This is a genomic window from Novosphingobium sp. SG720 (assembly GCF_012275365.1).
Taxonomy (GTDB): Bacteria; Pseudomonadota; Alphaproteobacteria; order Sphingomonadales; family Sphingomonadaceae; genus Novosphingobium; species Novosphingobium rhizosphaerae.
In genome coordinates this window covers 1,013,962-1,037,163 of the sequence record NZ_JAAZQN010000001.1, presented here as the reverse complement: position 1 = coordinate 1,037,163, position 23,202 = coordinate 1,013,962, and the positions used below count along the sequence as shown (strand labels likewise).

Here is a 23,202-nt window from a genome sequence, read left to right as displayed (position 1 = left end):
CGAACATGCGCGCCCTCACCCGCCTTTTGCGCCGTTCTCCCTCTGGCGCAATCGCGCGCACGCGGCTAAGGGCGCTGCCATGTCCCAGATCACCGCTGAAATCGTCGCCGCCCACGGCCTGTCGGAAGAAGAATACGCCCGCGTGCTCGGCGCGCTGGGGCGCGAGCCCAATCTGGTGGAACTGGGCATCTTCTCGGTCATGTGGTCGGAGCACTGCTCGTACAAGTCGAGCCGCATCCACTTGAAGAAGCTGCCGACCACGGCGCCCTGGGTGATCTGCGGCCCCGGCGAGAACGCTGGCGTGATCGACATTGGCGATGGCCAAGCCGCCATCTTCAAGATGGAAAGCCACAACCACCCCAGCTACATCGAACCCTACCAGGGCGCGGCCACGGGCGTGGGCGGCATCCTGCGCGACGTGTTCACCATGGGCGCACGCCCGGTGGCCAACATGAACGCGCTGCGTTTCGGCCGGCCCGACCACCCCAAGATGAAGCACCTGGTGCAAGGCGTGGTCGCGGGCATCGGCGGCTATGGTAATTGCGTGGGCGTGCCGACGGTTGGCGGCGAAACCAATTTCCACAAGGCCTATGACGGCAACATCCTGGTCAACGCGATGACCGTTGGCGTGGCCGATACCGACAAGATCTTCTATTCCGCCGCCACGGGCCTGGGCAACCCGATCGTCTATGTCGGATCCAAGACCGGGCGCGACGGCATCCACGGCGCCACCATGGCCAGCGCCGATTTCGACGAGAAGAGCGAGGAAAAGCGCCCCACCGTGCAAGTGGGCGACCCCTTCACCGAAAAGCTGCTGATCGAGGCCTGCCTCGAATTGATGGCGACCGACGCGATCGTGGCCATCCAGGACATGGGCGCGGCCGGTCTCACGTCGTCCTCGGTGGAAATGGCCAGCAAGGGCGGCGCGGGCATCCGCCTCAACATGAACATGGTGCCGTGCCGCGAAGAGGGCATGACGCCTTATGAAATGATGCTCTCGGAAAGCCAGGAGCGCATGCTCATGGTGCTGAAGCCCGGCAAGGAGCCGATGGCCGAAGCGATCTTCCGCAAGTGGGAACTGGACTTTGCCGTGATCGGCGAAGTGACCGACACCGGCCACATGGTGCTGGAATGGAACGGCGAAGTGGTGTGCGACATTCCGCTCGACCCGCTGGCCGACGATGCCCCGCTCTATGACCGCCCGCACGTGCCAAGCCCCAAGCCGGCGCCGCTCGGCGCCCTGCCCGAAAGCGCCGACATCGGCGCGGACCTGGTCATGCTGATCGGCAGCCCGGACCTGGCCAACCGCCGCTGGATTTTCGAGCAATACGATAGCCAGGTGGGCGCCGACACGCTGCAGAAGAGCGGTGGCGATGCGGCCGTGGTGCGCGTGCACGGCACCGACAAGGCGCTGGCGATGAGCACCGACTGCACCCCGCGCTATTGCTTTGCCGACCCCTATGAAGGCGGCAAGCAGGCCGTGGCCGAGACCTTCCGCAACATCTGCGCGGTCGGCGCCACCCCGCTCGCCATCACCAACTGCCTCAACTTCGCCAACCCGCAGCGCCCGGAAATCATGGGCCAGATCGTGGGCTGCCTGGAAGGCATGGGCGACGCGTGCCGCGCGCTCGATTACCCGATCGTGTCCGGCAACGTCTCGCTCTACAACGAATCCAAGGCCACCGGTGGCGGCTCGGCCATTCTGCCCACCCCGGCCATCGGCGGCGTGGGCCTGATGCTCGACCACGAACAGATGGCCACCATCGCGTTCAAGGCCGAAGGCGAAACCGTGTGGCTGCTTGGGCCCCAGGGCACGCACCTGGGCCAGTCGCTCTACTTGCGCGAAATCCTGGGCCGCGAGGAAGGCGAAGCACCGTCCGTCGATCTCGCGCTCGAACGCCGCAACGGCGAGCAGGTGCGCGAATGGATTGCCGACGGCAAGGTGACTGCGGTGCACGACATTTCCGACGGCGGCCTGCTCGTGGCGCTCACCGAAATGGCGCTGGCCGGCAAGATCGGCGTGACGCTCGATGCGCCGCTGAGTACCGCGCAAGCGTTTGGCGAAGACCAGTCGCGCTATGTCGTCACCACGCCTGCCGGGGTGGACCTGGAAGGCGCGACGAAGCTCGGCACCACCGGTGGCCAGGCCGTGGCCGGCGTGCCGCTCGCCACCCTGCGCGAAGCCAACGAAGCGTTCTTCCGGGACTGGATGGAGGGATGATCGTTCGAGGTCTTTGCTAGGCCTCGCACCACCCCCAACCCCCTCCTCTGAAGAGGAGGGGGCTTTTTTGTGCCTGCTCGATACTCCCCCTCCTCTTCAGAGGAGGGGGTCGGGGGGTGGTGGAAGCCCGAAACGGCAGGGCATGACACGCCCTCCCCCAACTCCTCCCGCAGGCGGGAGGGGCTTTGTGGATTCAGCGGGCCGCTGCGAGCAGATCGCGCGGGTCGATGCCTTCGCCGCGCCACACCGCATGGGCGCGGGTGTAGACCACGCCCGGCACGATCCCCAGGCGGCGGCGCGCTTCATCGAGTGGCAGGGGCAGCAGTGCGGTGATCGGCTGCTCCATCAGGCGCGGACATGGCTTGCCCCGCTGCCACGCCTCGCGCACGGCGGCCAACACCGGGGCACGGCTCTTGAGGCGCAGTTTCATCTGCAGCGCAGCCATCCAGGCGATGAACAAGTGCCCCGGCGCGGGTTGCTGCGGGTAAGTGAATGCCAGCACGCAGGCCTCGCCCAGCGGATCACGGCCATAACCGGTGAGCACGTGGATCAGATCGTGCACATCGCGCAGCCGGTTCATGTACCACTGGAAACGGTCGTTGTAGCGCGGGCGATCGGCCAGGAAGCGCTCAGCCTCGTCCACCAGGCCCTGTGCGGTCAGCCCCTCGGCTTCCATGAAATCGCAATAGGCCTGGGCGAGCGAGCCGGCCGGCATGCGGCGCAGCGCCGCGTGATCGTCGAGCACGGCGGGCAGCCACGGTTCGGCCAGGGCCAGGGCCTGGCCCTGCGGCGTGGACAGGAACGCCGTCCCTGCCCGGCCGCCGCCGCGCCAGGGCAACGCGGCAAAGATGCCGAACACTTCGGCGGTGTTCTCGGTGTTGTGCATCAGGCGGCGAAAGTGCCCGAATGCAACCCAGGGGCGCAGGCGCGGCTTTTCCCGTGCGGGATCCAGCAGCGGCAGCGCCGCAAAGTCGCGCTCTTCCGCCTGCATCAGTCGATCACCCAATCCTCGCGCGCGATCCCGAACAGATGGAGGATCGAGGTCAGGTCGCCCCGGTCGATCCAGCCGTCGGCGGCCTGGCGCGCCTTGGGCTTGGCATAATAGGCAATCCCGTGGGTCGCGGCCTCGATCATCGGGATATCGTTGGCACCGTCGCCCGTGGCCAGGCTGACGGTGGCTGGGCCAAGCCGCGCCAGCTCGTCCAGCAGCACGGTCTTTTTCACGCCGCTGTCGACGATCCCGCCAACCAGGGCCCCCGTCAGCTTGCCATCGACGATTTCCAGGCGATTGCCCACCACGCGGTCGAAACCAAGCTGCGCCGCGACTGGATCGGCAAAGGAATGGAAGCCCCCGGTAACCAGCACGGTGTGGCACCCGCGCGATTTCAGGGTGGACACCAGCACGCGCGCGCCGGGCATCGGGCGGATGCGTTCGTCGAGGCACTGCGTGATCGCGGCCTCGGGCAAGTCCTTGAGCAGGCCCACCCGCTCGCGCAGGGCGGATTCGAAATCAAGCTCGCCCTGCATGGCGCGTTCGGTAATCGCCGCGATGCGATCCTTGAGTCCGGCAAAATCGGCCAGCTCATCGATGCATTCGGCGCTGATCATGGTCGAATCCATGTCAGACACGAACAGGCGCGGGGTTTCGATCACGCGGTCAGACAGCAGGAAATCGCTGGTGGGGAAGCAGCGATCGAGAATGCCGCGCACCGTGGCCGCATCGCCATCGACCACTTCCATTTCCAGCACCGATTCGCAGAAATCCAGCATGCCGGCCCCGGCCACTTCGGCGCCGGCTTCCTCGATCAGTTCCATGGCCCGCGCAAGATTGTCACCAAGCGTCTCCGGGTCTGCTATCAGACGGGCAATGAGCACTGAAACGTCCCTTTCCTGTTCCGGCCAACACGCATCCGCAGCGGACCGCCGGCCTCGGCTCGCGCTCATTGCAGGGCCGACCGCCAGCGGCAAGAGCGATCTTGCCGTGCGCCTGGCCCTGGCCGAGCAGGCCTCCGGCGGCCGCGCCGTGGTGATCAACGCCGATAGCGCGCAGGTCTATGCCGACCTTGCCGTGTTGAGCGCACGCCCATCGCCCGAAGAAATGCAAGGCGTGCCCCACCACCTGTTCGGCGCATGGGACGGGGCGCAGGCCTGCTCTGCCGCCGATTGGGCGCAGGCGGCCAAGGCCGCGATCGCCGCGGCGCATGCGCAAGACGCGCTGCCCATCCTGGTGGGCGGCACCGGCCTTTACATCCGCACGCTGATCGAGGGCATTGCCCCCATCCCGCCGATCGACCCTGCCACCCGCGCCGCGGTGCGCGCGCTACCGGTGGCAGAGGCCCATGCCGCGCTCTGCCGCGAAGACCCGGCGCGCGCCGCACTGCTCAACCCGGCAGATACCACCCGCGTGGCGCGTGCCCTCGAAGTGGTGCGCTCCACCGGGCAGCCCCTGGCCCACTGGCAGGGCCGGCGCGAAGGCGGCATTGCCGCTACGGTCGACCTGCGCCCGCTGGTGCTGCTGCCCGATCGCACCTGGCTCTATGCCCGCTGCGACTTGCGCTTTGAACGCATGTGGCAGGGCGGCGCGCTGGAGGAAGTGGCGGCGCTGCTGGCGCGCAACCTCGATCCCGATCTGCCGGTGATGCGCGCGATCGGCGTGCCCGAAACCGCCGCGTTCCTGCGTGGGGAAATGACTGCCGAATCCGCCATTGCCGCCGGTCAACAGGCGACGCGGCGTTACGCCAAACGGCAATTCACCTGGGCCAAACACCAGTTTCCGGGCGAATGGCCGCGCGGGACGCACGAAAATTTCCTTGACAGCCACGCCCTAGCATCTTTATTTCAAAACTCATGAGTTGACACGAATGTTTGTGTCAATTACCAAGCCGTCAATTGCCTGGCTTTGCCAGGTGCCCGAGTAGGGAGAGACGGCCCGGCGCAGGCAACTGCAGCCGGGCCGCAGTTTTTAAGGGTTTTGGACCGGCGCAGGCGACTGCGGCCGGTCGCAGTTTTCAAGGGTTTTGGGCCGCTGATCCGGCCCTGCAAGCAAGGGAACAAGGTCGTGAAAAGCGAGCGCAGCGGCGCTGAAATCCTGGTCGAAAGCCTGGTCGCCAAGGGCGTCGAATTCGTGTTCGGCTATCCCGGCGGCGCCGTACTTCCGATCTATGATGCGCTGTTCGGCGATGAACGCATCCGCCACATCCTCGTCCGCCATGAAGCCGGCGCGGCCCACGCGGCCGAAGGCTATGCCCGCGCCACGGGCAAGCCCGGCGTCGTGCTGGTCACCTCCGGCCCCGGCGCCACCAATGCCGTCACCGGCATTGCCGACGCGTTCCTCGATTCGATTCCGCTCGTCGTGATTACCGGCCAGGTGCCCACCGCCCTCATCGGTTCCGACGCGTTCCAGGAAGCCGATACCGTTGGCATCACGCGCCACTGCACCAAGCACAATTACCTGGTGAAGGACCCGGCCGAACTGGCCAGCGTGATCGACGAGGCGTTCCGCATCGCGACGCAAGGCCGCCCCGGCCCGGTGGTGATCGACATTCCCAAGGACGTGCAGATCGCGTCCACCCGCTGGACCGGCCAGGCACCGCAAGTGCGCAACCGCTATACCCCGCAAGTGGAAGCCCCGGCCGACGCCGTTGCCCAGGCCGTTGCCATGCTGGCCGCGGCCAAGGCGCCGGTGCTCTATACTGGTGGCGGCGTGATCAATTCCGGCCCGGAAGCCGCACGCCTACTGCAGGAACTCCAGGCGCTCACCGGCGCGCCGGTCACGTCCACGCTGATGGGCCTGGGCGCATTTCCCGCCGCGCACAAGGATTGGCTGGGCATGCTGGGCATGCACGGCACCTATGAAGCCAACATGGCGATGAACAAGACCGACCTGGTCGTGTGCGTCGGGGCGCGGTTCGACGATCGCGTCACCGGCCGCCTCGATGCGTTCTCGCCCGATAGCCGCAAGATCCACATCGATATCGACCGCGCCTCGATCAACAAGACCGTGCGCGTCGATCTGCCGCTGGTGGGCGATTGCGGCCAGGTGCTGCGCCAGATCATCACCGGCTGGCTCGATGCCGGGCATGTGGCGCAAGACCTGGGCGAATGGCAGGCGCGGATCGAAGGCTGGCGCGCGCGCAACAGCCTGGCCTATCCCAAGCGCACCAATGGCGAGATCATGCCCCAGCTGGCGATCGAGCGGCTCTATGAACTGACCAAGGACCGCGAGCCGATCATCAGCACCGAAGTGGGCCAGCACCAGATGTGGGCGGCGCAGCACTTCCATTTCGATGCGCCCAACAAGTGGCTCACGTCCGGGGGCCTGGGCACGATGGGCTATGGCCTGCCCGCCGCCATCGGTGCGCAGGTCGGTTGCCCCGATGCGCTGGTGATCGATATTGCCGGCGACGCCTCGATCCAGATGAACATCCAGGAACTGGGCACCGCCACGCAGTTTCGCCTGCCGGTCAAGGTCTTCATCCTCAACAACGAATGGATGGGGATGGTGCGCCAGTGGCAGGAACTGACGTATGAAAGCCGTTATTCCAGCTCCTATTCCGATGCGCTGCCCGATTTCGTGAAGCTGGCAGAGGCCTATGGCTGGAAGGGCATCCAGATCGACACGCTCGACCAGCTGGACGATGGCATCCGCGCGATGATCGACTATCCCGGCCCGGTGATCGTCGATTGCCGCGTGACGAAGGAAGCCAACTGCTTCCCGATGATCCCCTCGGGCGCGGCGCACACCGACATGATCCTCTACGGCGACGAAGTGGCCGGCACGATGGATGATGAAGCCAAGGCCCTGGTCTGAAGCCGGAATTGAAGCCAGATTTTGAAGATTGATCCGATGATGAAAATCAAAGCAGAGGCGCAGGAGCGCCACGTCCTGACCATCACGGTCGACAACGAAGCGGGCATCCTGGCCAAGATCGCCGGGCTGTTCACCGCGCGCGGCTACAATATCGACAGCCTGACCGTGGCCGACATCACCGACGAGCACGATGTCAGCCGCATCACGATCGTGACGCACGGCCCGCCGGCGGTGATCGACCAGATCCACGCCCAGCTCGAACGCCTGGTGCCGGTGCACAAGGTGACCGACCTGACCGAGGTTGGCCCCTACGTGGCCCGCGAACTAGCGCTGATCAAGGTTTCGGGCAAGGGCGAGAACCGCGTGGAAGCGCTGCGCCTGGCCGAAGTGTTTCGTGCCAACGTGGTCGACACGACGACGTCGAGCTTCATTTTCGAACTGACCGGCGCGCCCGACAAGATCGACACCTTCGTTGCCCTGATGAAGGAACTCGGCCTGGTCGAAGTGGGCCGCACCGGCATCGTCGGCATGATCCGCGGCGCCCTGGCGGCCTGAACCGGCCGGCGTTCGCCAGACCAGAATTTTTCGCGACAGACCAAACCAACGTCCGCCACAGCGCTCTTGCAGCCCGATGGATGCCCTTGCGGCAGGACGACCAACCAAGGACGAATACCATGAAGGTTTATTACGACGCCGATTGCGATCTGAACCTGATCACCGGCAAGAAGATCGCCATCCTCGGTTATGGCAGCCAGGGCCACGCGCATGCGCAGAACTTGCGCGATTCGGGCATCAAGGAAGTGGCCATCGCGCTGCGTCCGGGCTCGGCCAGCGCCGCCAAGGCCGAAGCGGCCGGCTTCAAGGTCCTGCCCAACGCCGAAGCAGCCGCCTGGGCCGACGTGCTCATGATCCTGGCGCCCGACGAGCACCAGGCCGCGATCTATGCCGACGACATCCATGCCAACCTGCGCCCCGGCGCGGCGTTGGCCTTTGCCCACGGTCTCAACGTGCATTTCGGCCTGATCGAACCGCGCGCCGACGTGGACGTGATCATGGTCGCCCCCAAGGGCCCGGGCCACACCGTGCGCGGTGAATACGTCAAGGGCGGCGGCGTGCCCTGCCTCGTCGCGATCCACCAGGACGCGACCGGCAATGCACACGATATCGCGCTGGCCTATGCCTCGGGCGTGGGCGGTGGCCGTTCGGGCATCATCGAAACCAACTTCAAGGAAGAGTGCGAAACCGACCTGTTCGGCGAGCAGGCCGTGCTGTGCGGCGGCGTGACCCACCTGATCCAGGCGGGTTTCGAAACCCTGGTCGAAGCCGGCTATGCCCCGGAAATGGCCTATTTCGAATGCCTCCACGAAACCAAGCTGATCGTCGACCTGCTTTATGAAGGCGGCATCGCCAACATGCGCTACTCGATCTCGAACACCGCCGAATACGGCGACATCGTGACCGGTCCGCGCATCATCACCGCCGAAACCAAGGCGGAAATGAAGCGCGTTCTGGCCGACATCCAGTCGGGCCGCTTCGTTAAGAACTTCGTGCTCGACAACCGCGCCGGCCAGCCCGAACTCAAGGCTGCACGCAAGGCCGCTGCCGCGCACCCGATCGAAAAGACCGGTGCCCAGCTGCGCGCGATGATGCCCTGGATCGGCGCCAACAAGCTGGTCGACCAGACCAAGAACTGATCCCCAGAACGCCTGCCGCCCCGCTGCCTGCGCAGCGGGGCGCATGTCGTCCGGCAAAGGGCCGGCCCGCACCCGGGCCGGCCCTTTGCCGTTTGTATCAGGCCTCTACGGATGTATGCGCAGACTCGACAAACGGCATGGCCAACGGCCAGAAAGCAATTATAGCCATTTTGGACCTACCGGTTCGAAACTGCCGCCTTTGCCCTGTCCCACCACGTGTCCCGCGTGACCAGATTCGAGTTGCCGATGCTTTCGCTGCGACATCTTGCCACGGCCTGCGCCGGTTTCTGCCTGCTGGCGGCGTGCGGCGCCAAGGTACCCAAGCCGGGTTCCTCGGCCGAGGCCAGCACCGCCACGCCGCTCGCCGACGGCAGCGACGCTGTCGATGCCGAGAGCCTCCCCGCGATCAATTGCGGCGAAGGGCGCCTGGCCGCTCTGATGCACCAGCCGGAGAACGATGAGACCCACGCCGCCGTGATCGCGGCCGTTGGCCACCGCCACATCCGCTGGGTGCATCCCGGCGACGCCGTGACGATGGATTACCAGCCCGGCCGCCTCAATGTGATCGTCGACGAGCACGGCCAGATTGCGGCCACTCGCTGCGGCTGAGGCAATCGCGCGCGGCGTTGGTCTATCCGCCTCGCCCAGCGCGCACGCGTCCTGTTCGCGCATGCCGGCCCAGCCATGAGCTTTGCTCGCTTGCCACAGGCGCAGCCCTTTGGCATCCCATGCCCTGGGCGCCGTGCCCTCCTGCGAAACGGCAGCGCCCATGGGAGACTTCACATGATCACCGTTCGTACCGCGTTCACGCTGGCAGCGCCGCTGGCCCTTGCCCTGGCGGCCACGCCGATGATTGCCCAGGCCCCGGCCCTGCCTGGCCAGCCCGACAAGGCCCGTGTCACTGCCGGCAGCTATGCCGCCGATCCCAACCACTCGCTGGTGGCCTGGAGTGTCAATCACCTGGGCTTCAATGACTATTTCGGCCTGTTCGGTAGCGTGACCGGCACGCTGACGCTCGACCCGGCCAATCCTTCGGCCGCCAAGGTGACGGCCACGATCCCCGTCAGCAAGGTGATCACGGCCAGCGCCGGCCTTACTGCCCACCTGCTGCGCCCCGGCGCCGACGGCAAGAAGCCCGATTTCTTCGGCCCCGCCCCGGCCGATGCCACGTTCACCTCGACCAGCGTGACGCCTGGCGCCGATGGCACCAGCGCCACTGTCGCCGGCAACCTCACGCTCAATGGCGTGACCAAGCCGGTGTCGATCGCCGCGCATTTCATCGGCGCGGGCAAGAACATCATGTCGGGCAAGGAAACCGTGGGTTTTGAAGGCGCAACCACGATCAAGCGCTCCGACTTTGGCGTGAACGGCGTACTGCCGTTCGTGTCGGACGAGGTGAAGCTGAACATCACGATCGCGTTCGAAAAGACCGCCTGATCCGCCCAGCGCAGACCCGAACCCCGCATCGGCCCGGCCGGTGCGGGGTTTGTCTTGGCCGGACATTTCATCTGGACAAGGCGGCCGCAAACCACCATAGGCATGCCCCATGATCGCCGCGCTGAACCTTACCCTGCGACTTACACGCCCTTGGGCGTGAGCTGACGCGTCGGTTTCGCGGCGCGCACGGCGCCCAAGGGTCATCCCTTCACACCAGACGCATCATTCCCAAATCCAAGGTTCAGCCATCATGGCCATGCTGAAGAATCCCGGCATCAAGTACCGTCCGTTCCCGCAGGTTGATCTGCCCGATCGCCAGTGGCCCTCGCGCACCATCACCCAGGCGCCGCGCTGGCTTTCCACCGACATGCGCGATGGCAACCAGTCGCTGATCGATCCGATGGACGCCGACAAGAAGGCACGCTTCTTCGATCTGCTGTGCAAGGTTGGCATCAAGGAAATCGAAGTCGGCTTTCCCAGCGCCGGGGCGACCGAATATGATTTCATCCGCGCGCTGGTCGATGAAGGCCGCATTCCCGAAGACGTCGTCGTCCAGGTGCTGACGCAATCGCGCGAGGATCTGATCAAGACCTCGTTCGAAAGCCTCGCGGGCGCCAGGAAGGCCATCGTCCACGTCTACAACGCCGTTTCGCCGCTGTGGCGCACAGTGGTGTTCGGCATGGAAAAGAGCGAGATCCGCGAGATCGCCCGCCGCGGCGCCACGTTCCTGCGCGACCAGGCCGCCCGTTTCCCGCAGACCGACTGGCATTTCCAGTACAGCCCGGAAACCTTCTCCACCGCCGAACTCGATTTCAGCATCGAATGCTGCGAAGCGGTGATGGACGTGCTGCAGCCCACGGTGGAAAAGCCGATCATCCTCAACCTGCCGGCCACGGTGGAAGCGGCAACGCCCAACATCTATGCCGACCAGATCGAGTATTTCTGCCGCAACCTGCCCGGCCGCGACCGCGCGGTGATCAGCCTGCACACCCATAACGACCGTGGCACCGGCGTGGCCGCGGCGGAACTGGGCCTGATGGCCGGCGCAGACCGCGTCGAAGGCTGCCTGTTCGGCAATGGCGAGCGCACCGGCAACTGCTGCCTGGTGACGGTGGGCCTCAATCTCTACACGCAAGGCGTAGACCCGGAACTGGACTTCTCGGACATCGACGAAGTGATCCAGACCGTGGAATACTGCAACCAGCTGCCCGTGCACCCGCGCCATCCCTATGGCGGCGAACTGGTGTTCACGGCCTTTTCCGGCAGCCACCAGGACGCCATCAAGAAGGGCTTCGCCGCGCAGGAACAGCGCAATGACGAACTCTGGGCCGTGCCCTACCTGCCGATCGACCCGGCAGACCTGGGCCGCAGCTATGAAGCCGTCATCCGCGTCAATTCGCAAAGCGGCAAGGGCGGGTTTGCCTGGGTGCTGGAGCAGGACCAGGGCCTCAAGCTGCCCAAGAAGATGCAGGCGCACTTTTCACGCCATGTGCAGGAACTGGCCGATGAACTGGGGCGCGAGCTTCAGGCCGGCGATATCTGGGGCGTGTTCCGCAAGGTCTATCGCCTCGATGCACCGCAGCACTTCCAGCTGGTCGATTATGACGAGCAGCGCGGCACCGATGGCACCCGCGTGTTTGCCGGCAAGATCGAGATCGACGGCCAGGTGCAATCCGTCAGCGGGCGCGGCAACGGCCTGATCTCGTCGGTGGTGGCCACGCTCAACGATGGCTTCGGCGTGGGCCTGGAAGTGCGCGACTATTCCGAACACGCCATGGGCAGCGGCACCAATGCGCGCGCCGCCGCCTATGTCGAATGCGTGCTGGCCGATGGCCGCGTGGTGTGGGGCGTGGGCATCGACGAAGACGTCGCCACCGCCAGCGTGCGCGCCATCCTTTCGGCGGCCAACGCCGGGCGCTGAACGGCCAACCACTTCAATCGCATAGGGCGCCCCGGAAGGTCTGCTTCCGGGGCGTTTTTGCTTATGCTTCGGTCTCGGCCCAGAGCATGTCGGCCATCGCGTCCAGATGGCTGAAATCGGCCGCAGGGTCACGCGGGTTGAGCGGCATGCCGCCCCAGCGCCGCGGATCGAGCAGGCGCCGGCGCAAGGCGCGCTGCAACAGGTCAATCCGCATCAACGCCTCGTGATCGGCGGCCATATCGTTGCCGGCGCGGCGCTTTTGCCAGCCGGCCTCGATCTGGCCAATGCGTTCGAGCACGAGTTGGTTGTATTGCCGGTGCGGCCCGCGATGCAGCGGCATGAACACGCGCCGTGCCGCCGCTTCGGTCGCCGGCAGCAGCAGGCCGTTGCGGCGGAAATCGTGAAAGCCCACGCTGGCCTCGCCCAGGCGGGCCAGCATCGTGTGCAGCGCGGGACGGCTGAGGATCTGGCGCGGCAGGATATGGTGCCGCTGCATGTGCGCCTGGTATCCTGGCGATCCGGCCACGTTAACGGAATAGAAGGGAATCGTGGTGCGCGCCGCCTGGCGCAGCTTTTGGGACGAATCAGGAACGTTTTTCGTCAGGCCCATCGTACCGAAATATTACCGCTTTCATCCGTTTCTATCCAGAGCGCACCAATGCCAGGCAAAGTGATCGTCTGGGCCTGGGTGATCCGCCCATGGGCCACCAGCCAATCGATCAGGCGCACGGCAGCGCGCGCGTGGCTTTCGTTGGGCCGGCCGCCCTGCGTGTGCAGTTCGAATTCCTGGCCGGTGAAGAATCGCAAGCCACTGCTCGTCACGCTCTCGGCCCCGCGCTTCAGTCCGGCCAGCGCCAGCGCCGGAAACGGCCCGCCGTCGAGCCAGGGTTGCACGGCATCCACGAACCAGCGTGGCGAAACGAGGTTGCCCGCAGGCACCCAGCCGATCGCCACCAGGCCCGGCAACGTGGACAGCGCCAAGAGCAGGCTGGCGGCCACCTGAACCACGGGAAGCAAATTTTCCGCGCCCGCCAGATGCGGTCCCGGCGCCAGCGACAAGGCTTCGCACGCGGCCACGTCAAGCCCTGCAGGCAGCCCAACGCGGGATGCGGCAACGGGTGGGGGATTGCCGCTATCAGGGGATAAACCGCTGAGATCGAACGTTAAACCATCGCGCAGCAATTCCACCCATCCCGCCGAGCCGGCCGGGCGATGGCTTACGGCAAAAGCATGATCGGCCTGCGCCAGCCGGGCCAGGGCATCGGCATCGGGACGTGCGCCCGGGGCGAACAACAGCGTCGCCATCGCGCGCCCCCCTGCACTGTCCTTACCATTGCCCACCGCACACGCTCCTGTCTTCGGGCCAACCACCGCACCGCAATCCATTGCGGCTACTTAGAGTGCCTGCGCTCAAGAAGGTCGAAATATCGTCAACATCTGGCGGCGCCACGATCAAAAGGCACCCATTTCCAAGCCATTTGATAACAACTGTCCCAATTCGCGACATTTTTGCAATGCAATATGTGGCAGCGTCTTGGCGGCCAAGATCGAATCGGGCCGATCTGCACCCGTAAGGATGATGCAGGGCGGAGCAACACGGCGCAGCCGCCAGCCGGTGACGAATCTGTCAAGCTGGGCCTGCGCCCCCTGCCCCGCCGTCCCGGCGGCGATGGCACTGGCATAGGCGCGCCCCTCCAGCCGGCCCAGCAAGGGATAATAGCAGCGATCGAAAAACGCCTTCATCTCCCCGGTCAGCCCGCCCAGGTTCTCGGGGCAGATGAACAGGAAGCCTTGCGCCGCCAGGCAATCTTCGGGCGTGGCCGCTTCGGCACGCAGCAGGCGCACGGCAATCGCCGCGCCTGCTGCGCCCTGCGCGGCCGCTTCGGCCATGGCCTGTGCCGCGCCCGTGCGGCTGTGCCAGATAATCGCCAACATGCCCCGATCCTTAATCCCGCGCCTGCCCGCCAAGCCCCCGGCCACCTCAGCAAACGCGCCCGACAAATTCGTGTCAAATCGGATATGAACGGCGCGTGGCCGATGCGGTTTCCACGGTGTTGGCGGCATCCGGCCGATTTGCCCCTGCGGCGCTGATCGGCTACCGCGCAGGGATGATCCCCGTCACTGCGATTACCCATTCCCTTTCCGGCCTCGCCTGGCGTTGGCGCGGCGGCAATATGGACCTTTCGGGCCGCTTCGGCCGCGCCGGTTCAGGCGACGATGGCCTGAGCAACGACCTGGTCGATCAACTGCTGCTCTCGCGCGGAGTGCCCCATGACGATCTGGAGCGGCACCGCCGCCCCACCTTGCGCGATTTCCTGCCCGATCCTTCGGTGTTTCGCGACATGGATGTGGCCGCCCGCCGCCTGGCGGACGCCGTGGTGCGGGCCGAGCGCATCACCGTCTATGGCGATTACGACGTCGATGGCGCCACCAGCGCCGCGCTGCTGCTGCGCCTGCTCCGCGCCTTGGGGGTGGAAGGTCAGGCCTATATCCCCGATCGCCTGCTTGAAGGCTATGGCCCGTCGGGCGAGGCGCTGGTGCGGCTGGGCCGCGAAGGCAGCCAGCTGATCGTCACGGTCGATTGCGGCGCGATGGCCCACGATGCACTGGGCCAGGCCCAGGCCGCCGGGATCGACGTGATCGTGGTGGACCATCACAAGTGCGCGGCCGAACTGCCGCCCGCCGTGGCCCTGGTCAATCCCAATCGCCTGGACGAGGAAGACGAAGCCGCCGCCCATGGCCATCTCGCGGCAGTCGGCGTCGCGTTTCTCCTTGCCGTGGCCACGGTCCGCGTGCTGCGGGTCCGCGGCTGGTTCGAAAGCCGGCCGCCGCCCGATCTCATGGCGCTGCTCGATCTGGTGGCGCTGGGCACCGTGGCCGACGTGGCGCAGTTGAAAGGCCTCAACCGCGCGCTGGTGGCCCAGGGGCTCAAAGTCATGGCCAAGCGCGCCAACATCGGCCTGTCCGCGCTGATCGATGCCAGCCGCATCGCCCGCGCGCCCACGGCCAGCGACCTGGGCTTTGCGCTGGGCCCGCGCATCAACGCCGCCGGGCGCATCGGCGATTCATCGCTGGGCGTGCGGCTGCTTACCACGCAAGACCCGGACGAAGCCAAGGACATCGCCACGCGCCTGTCTGCGCTGAACGACGAACGCCGCGCGATCGAGCAGGCGGTGCAGGAAGCTGCCGAAGCGCAAGTGGAAGCGCAGCACAACCGTGCGGTGGTCGTGGTGTCGGGCCTGGGTTGGCACCCTGGCGTGATCGGGATCGTGGCCGGGCGCATCAAGGAAAAGACCGGCAAGCCCACGCTGGTCATCGCGCTGGACGATGGCGAGCAAGCCGAGGTGGACGGCGCCGGCATGGGCAAAGGCTCTGGCCGGTCCATTCCCGGCGTCGACCTGGGTGCCGCGATCATTGCCGCGCGCGAAGCTGGGTTGCTGGTCAAGGGCGGCGGCCATGCCATGGCCTGTGGCCTGACCATTGCGCATGATCGCGTCGAACCGCTGGCACAGTGGCTGGACGAGCGCCTGGGGCGCGATGTCGCCAACGCCCGCGCCGCGCAAAGCCTTGCGCTCGATCTCTCGCTCAGCCCCGGTGGCCTCACCCCCAGCCTGGTCGAAACGCTGGAGGGCGCCGGCCCCTATGGGGTGGGTTGGCCCGGCCCGCGCGTGGCGGTGGGGCCGGTGCGGCTGGTCAAGTGCGATCTGGTGGGCAACGATCACGTGCGCGCAATCGTGGCGGGCGCCGATGGCCGCTCGTTCAAGGCCATGGCCTTTCGCGCCGCGCAAACCGAGTTGGGCCAGACCCTGCTGCACGGCTGCAAGGGGCGCCAGCTGTGGCTTGCCGGGCGGGTGCGGCTGGATGACTGGGGCAGCCGCCCGGCGGCCGAACTCCACATCGAAGACGCCGCTTTTGCCGATTGAATTTTCAGGCCCGATTTTTTTGGCGGGATTTTTTGGATCGCCGGGTTGACGCACCGCGCCCAGCCTAATAGAGGCGCGGACCTGCCCAGCGGCGCAAGCCCGGCGGCCCCTTCGTCTAGCGGTCAGGACGCGGCCCTTTCACGGCTGAAACACGGGTTCGATTCCCGTAGGGGTCACCATCATTGCACGCTGCCGGACGGCCCCTTCGTCTAGCGGTCAGGACGCGGCCCTTTCACGGCTGAAACACGGGTTCGATTCCCGTAGGGGTCACCATTCCCGCCTTCCCCAAGGTGTGGATTGCCGGCAACGCTACAATGCGCGATGCAGCTTATGGCACGCCTTTTCATGCAAAGGCCCCTTCGTCTAGCGGTCAGGACGCGGCCCTTTCACGGCTGAAACACGGGTTCGATTCCCGTAGGGGTCACCATGACGGCCGGTTGCCGCAGCACCGTTTGCAATCATGGTCCTGCGCCAAAGCGCCAGTCCCGATCACTTTCCATTTTGGCACATCAACGGGCGCGTCCCGGCGGCAACGCCTTGCCCGATGGCACCCCGTTGGCGCTCAATGCACCTGCGAGGATTGCATGGTTGCGGGGATGCCGGCGATGCCTTCCATCACGCGTGGGCCGGCCAGTTCCTTGCGCATGAGATCGAGCACCATCGACAGGTGCGCGGCCGCGAGAGAGGCGCCCTGGCGATCCAGCACGGCCAGCGAGCCTTCGAGCATGCCGATCAGGTCGGCCAGAACGGCCTTGTCGGCGCCGGTGCGATCCGAGGGTTTCATGCTAACGTCCTTCCACTCCATGGCGCCGATCGGTTCATGCCGAACGCTGCATCCTCGTTGGGCCGTCCTGCGCACCCCACCGCCCTTGCGCATGCCATTGCCCCGTGCCTGCTTGCGGGCGAGCCATGAAGGGAATGTTCGACCTTGCCCCCCGTTTACGCGCCCCGGCGGCGCCCGGCCACGTCTTTCCCCGCAGCTTTGGCGGTATCGGCTGCAACCAGCGCATGTGCCAAAATGGCCAAGACAGCGGACTTCGGCAAAGCAAAACAATCTTTTATCCCGGCCAGATTTGCGCGATCAATGTGCCCGGCATAACCGGTCCCGCCGAAACGGAAGCAAAAGCTGGCGCGCCGCCCGGCCTTTGCGCCCACGCGCCTCTTCTGTGGACCGCAAGTGTGACAGCACCCACGCAGGCTTGCCGCCACCCCCTGCCCTCGCCTAACAGGTGGGCCATCTTCGTTTTCCTGCGAAAGTGACGTACCCCCATGAAAGGTCTGGCCCTGCCCTGGACAAGCGTGGCCATCGCGCTGGCGGCTGCGCTTGCCATGCCCTTTGCCGGCGCCAGCCTGTGGCTGGCCTTTGCAGTGCTGGTCGTGTGGCTCGCCTCGCTCTGGCTTGCCAGTCCCGAGCCCGAGATCGTCCAGGTCCGGCCCGAGGAAGGCAGCGTTTCGCGCCAGGCGATGGTCGCGCTGGTCGAGCCGTTCAGCGTGCCCGTGCTGATGCTCGATCGCCAGCGCATCGCATCGGCCAATGCCGCCGCGCGCGAGGCGCTGGGCCCGCACATCGTGGGCCAGGACGCGCGCGTGGCGCTGCGCCATCCCGAAGCGATCACTCTGCTCGACAAGCCCGAGGGAACCGCGCTGGTTCGCGGCCTGACCGGCGCGCGCAGCATCTGGCAGGTCAGCCGCGTGGCCATCGACGAGCGGTTTTCCCTGATCGAGCTGGTCAATCGCACCGCCGAGGCCGATATCAGCCGCGCCCACACCGATTTCGTCGCCAACGCCAGCCACGAATTGCGCACGCCGCTCGCCTCGATCATCGGCTATGTCGAAACGCTGGCCGATCCCGATGCACGGATCGATCCGGCCACCTCGGCCAAGTTCCACGCCACCGTCCTGCGCGAGGCCAAGCGGCTGCAGACGCTGGTCGAAGACCTCATGTCGCTTTCACGGATCGAGGCGGAAAAGCACGAATTCCCGCGCGAGAAGATCGACCTGGGGCAAATGGCCCAGACGATCGCCAGCGAAGTGGGCTTTACCGTGGGCGACGAGCGGATCGTGGCCGAAACCGACAGCGGCCTGGTCTGCGGCGACCGCCAGCAACTGGACCAGTTGATCCGCAACCTGATCGACAACGCCTTCAAGTATGGCGATGCGCAGGCACCGGTGCGCGTGCGCGTGCGCCGCGAGGGCAGCGATGTCGTGCTCGAAGTGGCCGACCGTGGCGAAGGCATCCACCCCGATCACCTGCCTTACCTCACGCGGCGGTTCTACCGTTCCGATCCGGGGCGCAGCCGCGCGGCAGGCGGTACCGGGCTTGGCCTTGCGATCGTGAAGCACATCGTCGAACGCCATCGTGGCAAGCTCGATATCGCCAGCACCCTGGGCGAAGGCACCACCGTAACCGTCCATCTGCCGCTGGTGGATCTCGCCACCGAAGAGGCCGCGGCACAGGGCTGACCGGCGCTTTTCCGTGGGCTTGGCGGTTTTGTCACAATCGCTTCGGGAATTGTCATAAACCTGTCACACGCCGGTCGCATTGGCGCAGCATCCACCGGGACACATCCAGGCCACCAAGAACGGCAGGCCACGGGGAATGGAAGGTATTGCCATGGTCACGTTTCGCACTCTTGCTCTTTCGACGGCCGCGCTGGGTTCGTTTGCCCTGGCCGGTTGCGGCGGCGCCGACTCCGGCAGCCGCGACCAGGTCCGCGCGGTCGGCTCGTCGACCGTCTATCCCTTTGCCAAGGCCGTGGCCGAGCAGCTCGCCAAGAGCGACCCGTCGATCAAGTCGCCGATCATCGAATCGACCGGCACGGGCGCGGGCATGAAGCTGTTCTGCGCTGGCGTCGGCCCGCAGCACCCCGATATCGAAGATGCCTCGCGCCGCATGAAGAAGTCGGAATTCGACGAATGCGTGGCCAATGGCGTCAAGGACATCGCCGAAATCCAGGTGGGCCTGGATGGCGTGGCCTTTGCCGAAGCCAAGGGCGGCGCCAGCCTCGCCCTGACGCCCGAAGACATCTACAAGGCGCTGGCCAAGAATCCCTATGGCAAGCCCAACACCGCCAAGACCTGGCACGACGTGAACCCGTCGCTGCCCGCCGATCCGATCCTGGTCTATGGCCCGCCCTCCACCTCAGGCACGCGCGACGCGCTCAAGGAACTGATCCTGGCCAAGGGCTGCGATGCCAATGCCGAGATGAAGGCGCTCAAGGACAGCGACAAGAAGAAGCACGACGATGTCTGCACCCAGGTGCGCGAAGACGGCGTCTATGTCGATGCCGGCGAAAACGACAACCTCATCGTGCAGAAGATCGAAGCCAATCCCAAGGCGATCGGCATCTTCGGCTTCTCTTACGTCGAAGAGAACGCCGATCGCATCAAGGGCCTGACGATGAGCGGCATCACGCCGACCTACCAGACCATTTCCGATTTCAGCTATCCCGGTGCGCGCCCGCTCTACATCTATGTGAAGAAAGCGCATTTGAAGGCTATTCCGGGTCTTCAGGCCTATGTCACGCAATGGTCAAAGCTGTGGGGCAAGGATGGCACTCTGGCCAAGCTCGGCATGGTGGTTGCACCCGATGCCATCCTGGCTGAAAGCGCCAAGGCCGTGACCACGATGCCGTCGCTCGACGGTTCGCAGCTCAAGTAAGAAAGGACGGGTAAGCCCAGTCATGTCGCCAGCCATTCTTCTCCTGCTCGCCTTCGGGCTGGGCCTTGTCGGCTGGCTGGCGGCCCGCTCGCGTGCCTGGGCATTCCGCCGCGCAGCACCGCACGCGCGGCTGCATTCGCTGCCTGGCTTTCACGCCTGGTACGTGGCGCTGTGGATCGCCGTGCCGGCGCTGGTCTTTGCCCTGATCTGGAACGCGGTCAGCCCGGCGCTGATCACGGCGCACGTGCTGGCCGATCCGGCCGCCGCCGCCCTGCCCGGCTTCGGCTTTGAACGCGAAGCCATGCTGGCGCAGGCGCGCGCCGTGGCCGAAGGCAAGGCCTATGGCGTGTTCATGCCCGAAGCCGAAGGGCTGATCGCGCCTTATCGCGTGGCGCTTACCCGCTATGAATCGATCGGCCTGGTCGTCACCATCCTGGTGGCGCTGGCCGGCGGGGCCTTTGCCTTCCTGCGATTGAAGCCCGATTTCACCGCACGCACGCGGGTGGAACGCGCGGTGATGGGCCTGCTGCTGATCGCCTCGCTGGTGGCGATCCTCACCACGGCCGGCATCATCGTCAGCCTGGTGTTCGAAACCGTGCGCTTCTTCGGCATGGTTTCGCCCATCGATTTCCTGTTCGGCACCCACTGGGCGCCCGATCCGATGAGCACGGGCTCGGTCGATGGCAAGCAGTTCGGCGCGATCCCGCTGTTCTGGGGCACGATCTACATCGGCGCGATCATCGCCATGCTCGTGGCCATTCCGCTTGGCCTGATGAGCGCGATCTTCCTGACCCAATATGCCTCCTCCACTGTGCGCAAGGTGATGAAGCCGCTGCTCGAAATCCTCGCGGGCGTGCCCACCGTGGTCTATGGCTATTTTGCCGCGCTCACCGTGGCGCCGGCGGTGCGCGATTTTGCCCAGGGCATCGGCATTTCCAGCGCATCGACCGAAAGCGCGGTGGCCGCCGGCCTGGTCATGGGCGTGATGATCATTCCCTTCGTCTCCTCCATGGCCGACGATTCCATTGCCGCCGTGCCGGATTCGCTGCGCGACGGCAGCCTGGCGATGGGCGCCACGCGCGCCGAAACCATCCGCAAGGTGCTGGTGCCCGCCGCGCTGCCGGGTATCGTTGCGGGCATCATGCTGGCGGTCAGCCGTGCGATCGGCGAAACCATGATCGTGGTAATGGCCGCCGGGGCCTCGGCCAATCTCACCGCCAATCCGTTCCAGTCGATGACCACGGTGACGTTCCAGATCGTCGCCATGCTTACCGGCGAAGGCAGCTTTGACCATCCTGCCACGCTTTCGGCCTTTGCCCTGGGCATGGTGCTGTTCCTTGTCACCCTGGCGCTCAACTTCATCGCCCTGCGCGTGGTGAAGCGCTATCGCGAAGCCTATGAGTGAGCCGACCATGGACACGCTGACCTCTTCTTCCGATACGCTGGCCGCGCAGCGCCGCGCGCGCATGGCGGCACGCCTGGGCAAGCGCCACGCTGGCGACCGGCTGTTCAAGCTGGCCGGCCTTGCCGCCGTGGCCTTTTCCGCGCTGGTGCTCGCATTCCTGCTGGTGTCGATGGCATCGAGCGGCCTGGCCGGTTTCCAGCGCAGCGAACTGCGCTTTGACCTGCCGCTGCGCGGCCAGCTTTCGATCGATCGCGATCGGCTGGCCCAGCCCGATCCGGCCAGCGCGCTCGAACTGGCGGGTCTGCCCGCCCTGGTCGATGCCGCCGCCGAAAAGGGCCTGGGCCAGGGCGGCGCCGCGCTGCTTTCCGATGGCGCCTGGCGCGAAGTGGCCACGCGCCTGGCGGCAAAGCCGGCGCTGCTCGATGAAGCCAGCATTGCCGTCTCGCTTCCCGCTTCCGACGAACTCGCCTCAACCCAGCGCGGTGATGGCCAGGAAGCGCTGCGCCCCGTGGCAAAGCATCTGGTGGACCAGGGCAAGCTGGTCCGCGCGTTCGATTGGGGCTTCCTGGCCCGGTCCGATGCCACCAGCCCGCAGGCCGTGGGCATCTGGGGCGCGCTCAAGGGCTCGATCATGACCATGCTGGTCACGCTGGTCCTGGCGTTTCCGGTCGGCGTGCTCGCCGCGCTCTATCTGGAAGAATATGCCGCCCGCAACCGCTGGACCGAGTTGATCGAAATCTCGATCAACAACCTGGCAGCCGTGCCATCGATCATCTTCGGCCTGCTTGGCCTGGCGGTGTTCCTGGCAATCTTCCCGCACTATCGCTCCGCCCCGCTGATCGGGGGCATGACCCTGGCGCTCATGACCATGCCGGTCATCGTGATTTCCGGCCGCAACGCGATCAAGGCGGTGCCCCCGTCGATCCGCGACGCCGCACTGGCCATGGGCGCCAGCCCGGTGCAGGTGGTGTTCCACCACGTCCTGCCGCTCGCCCTGCCCGGCATCCTGACCGGCACGATTATCGGCATGGCACGCGCGCTGGGCGAAACCGCGCCGTTGCTGATGATCGGCATGCGCGCCTTCGTCGCCTCGCCGCCAGGCGATCTCACTTCGCCTTCCACGGTCCTGCCCGTGCAGATCTTCCTGTGGTCCGACGAAATCGACCGTGGCTTCATCGAGCGCACCAGCGCTGCGATCGTGGTGCTGCTGATCTTCCTTCTGCTCATGAACGGTCTTGCCATCTACTTGCGCAACCGCTTCGAGAAACGGTGGTAACATGAACGCCCCCCTTCCCCTGACCGATGCCACGACCGAACCGACCGGCGAAATCGCGCCCATCGTCAACGCCCTGCCCGACGATGGCCCGGCCAAGATCAGCGCACGCAATGTCAGCGTATTCTATGGCGCCAAGCGCGCGATCGACGATGTTTCGATCGACGTGCCCAACGATTACGTCACGGCCTTCATCGGCCCCTCGGGCTGCGGCAAGTCCACGTTCCTGCGTTCGCTGAACCGGATGAACGACACCATTGCCCACGCCCGCGTCGAAGGCGAAATTCTGCTCGACGGGCAGGACATCTACCGCTCAGGCATGGACGTGGTGCAGTTGCGCGCGCGCGTGGGCATGGTCTTTCAAAAGCCCAACCCGTTTCCCAAGTCGATCTATGAAAACATTGCCTATGGCCCGCGTATCCACGGGTTGACGACGAGCAAGAGCGAACTCGACGGCATTGTCGAAACCTCGCTGCAGCGCGCCGGGCTGTGGGAAGAAGTCAAGGATCGCCTGGCCGACAGCGGCACCGCGCTTTCGGGCGGGCAGCAGCAGCGGCTGTGCATCGCCCGCGCCATTGCGGTCGATCCCGAAGTGATCCTGATGGACGAGCCGTGCTCCGCGCTCGATCCCATCGCGACGGCCCGTATCGAGGAACTGATCGACGAATTGCGCGGCCGCTATGCCATCGTGATCGTCACCCACTCCATGCAGCAGGCCGCCCGCGTCTCGCAGCGCACCGCATTCTTCCATATGGGCAAGATCGTGGAATACGGCACCACCTCGGATATCTTCACCAATCCGCGGCAAGAGCGCACCAAGGACTATATCACCGGCCGTTACGGGTAAGGGAACGAGA

Annotated in this window: 21 protein-coding genes and 3 tRNA genes; 17 read left to right on the top strand and 7 right to left on the bottom strand. The window is 65.9% G+C overall.

Translation table 11 applies throughout. From position 1 onward, the window contains the following. Nucleotides 1–79: 79 nt before the first annotated feature. Entirely contained in the window at nucleotides 80–2,221 is a 2,142-nt protein-coding gene (purL, locus tag FHW94_RS04655; RefSeq protein ID WP_168554560.1) for a phosphoribosylformylglycinamidine synthase subunit PurL, read from the top strand. Between the two features lie 193 nt (nucleotides 2,222–2,414). Here the strand turns inward: purL and FHW94_RS04650 are convergent, their stop codons facing one another. Then, the gene (locus FHW94_RS04650) at nucleotides 2,415–3,227 is read right to left on the bottom strand and encodes a Coq4 family protein (protein WP_246865881.1); all 813 of its coding nucleotides are present in this window, start codon (nucleotides 3,225–3,227) and stop codon (nucleotides 2,415–2,417) included. After that, complete coding sequence (gene serB / locus FHW94_RS04645) at nucleotides 3,212–4,096, bottom strand: phosphoserine phosphatase SerB (RefSeq protein WP_168554558.1); 885 nt, start codon at nucleotides 4,094–4,096, stop codon at nucleotides 3,212–3,214. The genes FHW94_RS04650 and serB overlap by 16 nt, the downstream gene beginning before the upstream one ends. On the opposite strand from serB, the gene miaA reads away from it, so the two are divergent. The 7 genes from miaA to leuA all read left to right on the top strand — a co-directional run bounded on the left by miaA (nucleotide 4,089) and on the right by leuA (nucleotide 12,083). Continuing rightward, on the top strand, nucleotides 4,089–5,072 hold the full coding sequence (gene miaA / locus FHW94_RS04640; RefSeq protein ID WP_168554557.1) for a tRNA (adenosine(37)-N6)-dimethylallyltransferase MiaA: 984 nt from the start codon (nucleotides 4,089–4,091) through the stop codon (nucleotides 5,070–5,072). The genes serB and miaA overlap by 8 nt on opposite strands. Nucleotides 5,073–5,279: 207 nt before the next feature. Continuing rightward, nucleotides 5,280–7,031 (top strand): biosynthetic-type acetolactate synthase large subunit, encoded by a 1,752-nt coding sequence (gene ilvB / locus FHW94_RS04635; RefSeq protein WP_168554556.1) that lies wholly within the window; start codon nucleotides 5,280–5,282, stop codon nucleotides 7,029–7,031. Nucleotides 7,032–7,070: 39 nt separating this feature from the next. After that, entirely contained in the window at nucleotides 7,071–7,586 is a 516-nt protein-coding gene (gene ilvN, locus FHW94_RS04630) for an acetolactate synthase small subunit (protein WP_179506435.1), read from the top strand. A gap of 119 nt (nucleotides 7,587–7,705) precedes the next feature. Beyond that, nucleotides 7,706–8,725, top strand: coding sequence for a ketol-acid reductoisomerase (ilvC, locus tag FHW94_RS04625; protein WP_168554554.1), 1,020 nt, complete (start codon nucleotides 7,706–7,708; stop codon nucleotides 8,723–8,725). Between the two features lie 246 nt (nucleotides 8,726–8,971). Next, on the top strand, nucleotides 8,972–9,334 hold the full coding sequence (locus FHW94_RS04620; RefSeq protein WP_168554553.1) for an I78 family peptidase inhibitor: 363 nt from the start codon (nucleotides 8,972–8,974) through the stop codon (nucleotides 9,332–9,334). Nucleotides 9,335–9,508: 174 nt separating this feature from the next. Then, entirely contained in the window at nucleotides 9,509–10,162 is a 654-nt protein-coding gene (locus FHW94_RS04615) for a YceI family protein (protein ID WP_168554552.1), read from the top strand. A gap of 250 nt (nucleotides 10,163–10,412) precedes the next feature. Then, nucleotides 10,413–12,083 (top strand): 2-isopropylmalate synthase, encoded by a 1,671-nt coding sequence (gene leuA / locus FHW94_RS04610; RefSeq protein WP_168554551.1) that lies wholly within the window; start codon nucleotides 10,413–10,415, stop codon nucleotides 12,081–12,083. Between the two features lie 61 nt (nucleotides 12,084–12,144). Here leuA and FHW94_RS04605 read toward each other — a convergent pair whose 3' ends face one another. The 3 genes from FHW94_RS04605 to FHW94_RS04595 all read right to left on the bottom strand — a co-directional run bounded on the left by FHW94_RS04605 (nucleotide 12,145) and on the right by FHW94_RS04595 (nucleotide 14,018). Then, nucleotides 12,145–12,609, bottom strand: coding sequence for an AHH domain-containing protein (locus tag FHW94_RS04605; RefSeq protein WP_349237480.1), 465 nt, complete (start codon nucleotides 12,607–12,609; stop codon nucleotides 12,145–12,147). A gap of 74 nt (nucleotides 12,610–12,683) precedes the next feature. Next, nucleotides 12,684–13,388, bottom strand: a complete 705-nt coding sequence (locus FHW94_RS04600; protein ID WP_168554549.1) for a hypothetical protein — start codon at nucleotides 13,386–13,388, stop codon at nucleotides 12,684–12,686. A 147-nt stretch (nucleotides 13,389–13,535) separates the two neighbouring features. Further along, nucleotides 13,536–14,018: an NAD(P)H-dependent oxidoreductase gene (locus FHW94_RS04595; protein ID WP_168554548.1), complete on the bottom strand. Its 483-nt coding sequence runs from the start codon at nucleotides 14,016–14,018 to the stop codon at nucleotides 13,536–13,538. A gap of 173 nt (nucleotides 14,019–14,191) precedes the next feature. Here FHW94_RS04595 and recJ point away from each other — a divergent pair, with 173 nt between their 5' ends. The 4 genes from recJ to FHW94_RS04575 all read left to right on the top strand — a co-directional run bounded on the left by recJ (nucleotide 14,192) and on the right by FHW94_RS04575 (nucleotide 16,433). Beyond that, on the top strand, nucleotides 14,192–16,006 hold the full coding sequence (gene recJ / locus FHW94_RS04590) for a single-stranded-DNA-specific exonuclease RecJ (RefSeq protein ID WP_168555468.1): 1,815 nt from the start codon (nucleotides 14,192–14,194) through the stop codon (nucleotides 16,004–16,006). Nucleotides 16,007–16,110: 104 nt separating this feature from the next. Beyond that, a tRNA-Glu gene (locus FHW94_RS04585) sits at nucleotides 16,111–16,185 on the top strand. A gap of 19 nt (nucleotides 16,186–16,204) precedes the next feature. Continuing rightward, a tRNA-Glu gene (locus FHW94_RS04580) sits at nucleotides 16,205–16,279 on the top strand. Between the two features lie 79 nt (nucleotides 16,280–16,358). Continuing rightward, nucleotides 16,359–16,433, top strand: a tRNA-Glu gene (locus FHW94_RS04575). 135 nt (nucleotides 16,434–16,568) lie between these two features. On the opposite strand, the gene FHW94_RS04570 is transcribed toward FHW94_RS04575, so the two are convergent. Both FHW94_RS04570 and FHW94_RS04565 read right to left on the bottom strand, forming a co-directional pair. After that, entirely contained in the window at nucleotides 16,569–16,790 is a 222-nt protein-coding gene (locus FHW94_RS04570) for a hypothetical protein (RefSeq protein ID WP_168554547.1), read from the bottom strand. Between the two features lie 155 nt (nucleotides 16,791–16,945). Next, nucleotides 16,946–17,161 carry a hypothetical protein gene (locus FHW94_RS04565; protein WP_168554546.1) on the bottom strand — a complete coding sequence of 72 codons (216 nt, stop codon included), beginning with the start codon at nucleotides 17,159–17,161 and terminating at the stop codon, nucleotides 16,946–16,948. Nucleotides 17,162–17,275: 114 nt separating this feature from the next. On the opposite strand from FHW94_RS04565, the gene FHW94_RS04560 reads away from it, so the two are divergent. From FHW94_RS04560 to pstB, 5 genes are all read left to right on the top strand, one after another. After that, nucleotides 17,276–18,469, top strand: coding sequence for an ATP-binding protein (locus FHW94_RS04560; protein ID WP_168554545.1), 1,194 nt, complete (start codon nucleotides 17,276–17,278; stop codon nucleotides 18,467–18,469). Nucleotides 18,470–18,620: 151 nt separating this feature from the next. Continuing rightward, nucleotides 18,621–19,667, top strand: coding sequence for a substrate-binding domain-containing protein (locus FHW94_RS04555; protein WP_168554544.1), 1,047 nt, complete (start codon nucleotides 18,621–18,623; stop codon nucleotides 19,665–19,667). 22 nt (nucleotides 19,668–19,689) lie between these two features. Then, on the top strand, nucleotides 19,690–21,072 hold the full coding sequence (gene pstC / locus FHW94_RS04550; RefSeq protein ID WP_168554543.1) for a phosphate ABC transporter permease subunit PstC: 1,383 nt from the start codon (nucleotides 19,690–19,692) through the stop codon (nucleotides 21,070–21,072). 7 nt (nucleotides 21,073–21,079) lie between these two features. Next, nucleotides 21,080–22,348 (top strand): phosphate ABC transporter permease PstA, encoded by a 1,269-nt coding sequence (gene pstA / locus FHW94_RS04545; RefSeq protein WP_246865879.1) that lies wholly within the window; start codon nucleotides 21,080–21,082, stop codon nucleotides 22,346–22,348. 1 nt (nucleotide 22,349) lies between these two features. Then, nucleotides 22,350–23,192 carry a phosphate ABC transporter ATP-binding protein PstB gene (gene pstB, locus FHW94_RS04540; protein ID WP_246865878.1) on the top strand — a complete coding sequence of 281 codons (843 nt, stop codon included), beginning with the start codon at nucleotides 22,350–22,352 and terminating at the stop codon, nucleotides 23,190–23,192. Nucleotides 23,193–23,202: the final 10 nt, after the last annotated feature.

What these genes read in the sequence shown, in the direction of transcription:
- purL (WP_168554560.1), top strand. Translation starts at nt 80, where the DNA reads ATGTCCCAGATCACCGCTGAAATCGTCGCCGCCCACGGCCTGTCGGAA.
- miaA (WP_168554557.1), top strand. Translation starts at nt 4,089, where the DNA reads ATGAGCACTGAAACGTCCCTTTCCTGTTCCGGCCAACACGCATCCGCA.
- ilvN (WP_179506435.1), top strand. Translation starts at nt 7,071, where the DNA reads ATGAAAATCAAAGCAGAGGCGCAGGAGCGCCACGTCCTGACCATCACG.
- ilvC (WP_168554554.1), top strand. Translation starts at nt 7,706, where the DNA reads ATGAAGGTTTATTACGACGCCGATTGCGATCTGAACCTGATCACCGGC.
- FHW94_RS04620 (WP_168554553.1), top strand. Translation starts at nt 8,972, where the DNA reads ATGCTTTCGCTGCGACATCTTGCCACGGCCTGCGCCGGTTTCTGCCTG.
- FHW94_RS04615 (WP_168554552.1), top strand. Translation starts at nt 9,509, where the DNA reads ATGATCACCGTTCGTACCGCGTTCACGCTGGCAGCGCCGCTGGCCCTT.
- leuA (WP_168554551.1), top strand. Translation starts at nt 10,413, where the DNA reads ATGGCCATGCTGAAGAATCCCGGCATCAAGTACCGTCCGTTCCCGCAG.
- FHW94_RS04600 (WP_168554549.1), bottom strand. Translation starts at nt 13,388, where the DNA reads ATGGCGACGCTGTTGTTCGCCCCGGGCGCACGTCCCGATGCCGATGCC.
- FHW94_RS04595 (WP_168554548.1), bottom strand. Translation starts at nt 14,018, where the DNA reads ATGTTGGCGATTATCTGGCACAGCCGCACGGGCGCGGCACAGGCCATG.
- recJ (WP_168555468.1), top strand. Translation starts at nt 14,192, where the DNA reads ATGATCCCCGTCACTGCGATTACCCATTCCCTTTCCGGCCTCGCCTGG.
- FHW94_RS04570 (WP_168554547.1), bottom strand. Translation starts at nt 16,790, where the DNA reads ATGAAACCCTCGGATCGCACCGGCGCCGACAAGGCCGTTCTGGCCGAC.
- FHW94_RS04560 (WP_168554545.1), top strand. Translation starts at nt 17,276, where the DNA reads ATGAAAGGTCTGGCCCTGCCCTGGACAAGCGTGGCCATCGCGCTGGCG.
- FHW94_RS04555 (WP_168554544.1), top strand. Translation starts at nt 18,621, where the DNA reads ATGGTCACGTTTCGCACTCTTGCTCTTTCGACGGCCGCGCTGGGTTCG.
- pstC (WP_168554543.1), top strand. Translation starts at nt 19,690, where the DNA reads ATGTCGCCAGCCATTCTTCTCCTGCTCGCCTTCGGGCTGGGCCTTGTC.
- pstA (WP_246865879.1), top strand. Translation starts at nt 21,080, where the DNA reads ATGGACACGCTGACCTCTTCTTCCGATACGCTGGCCGCGCAGCGCCGC.
- pstB (WP_246865878.1), top strand. Translation starts at nt 22,350, where the DNA reads ATGAACGCCCCCCTTCCCCTGACCGATGCCACGACCGAACCGACCGGC.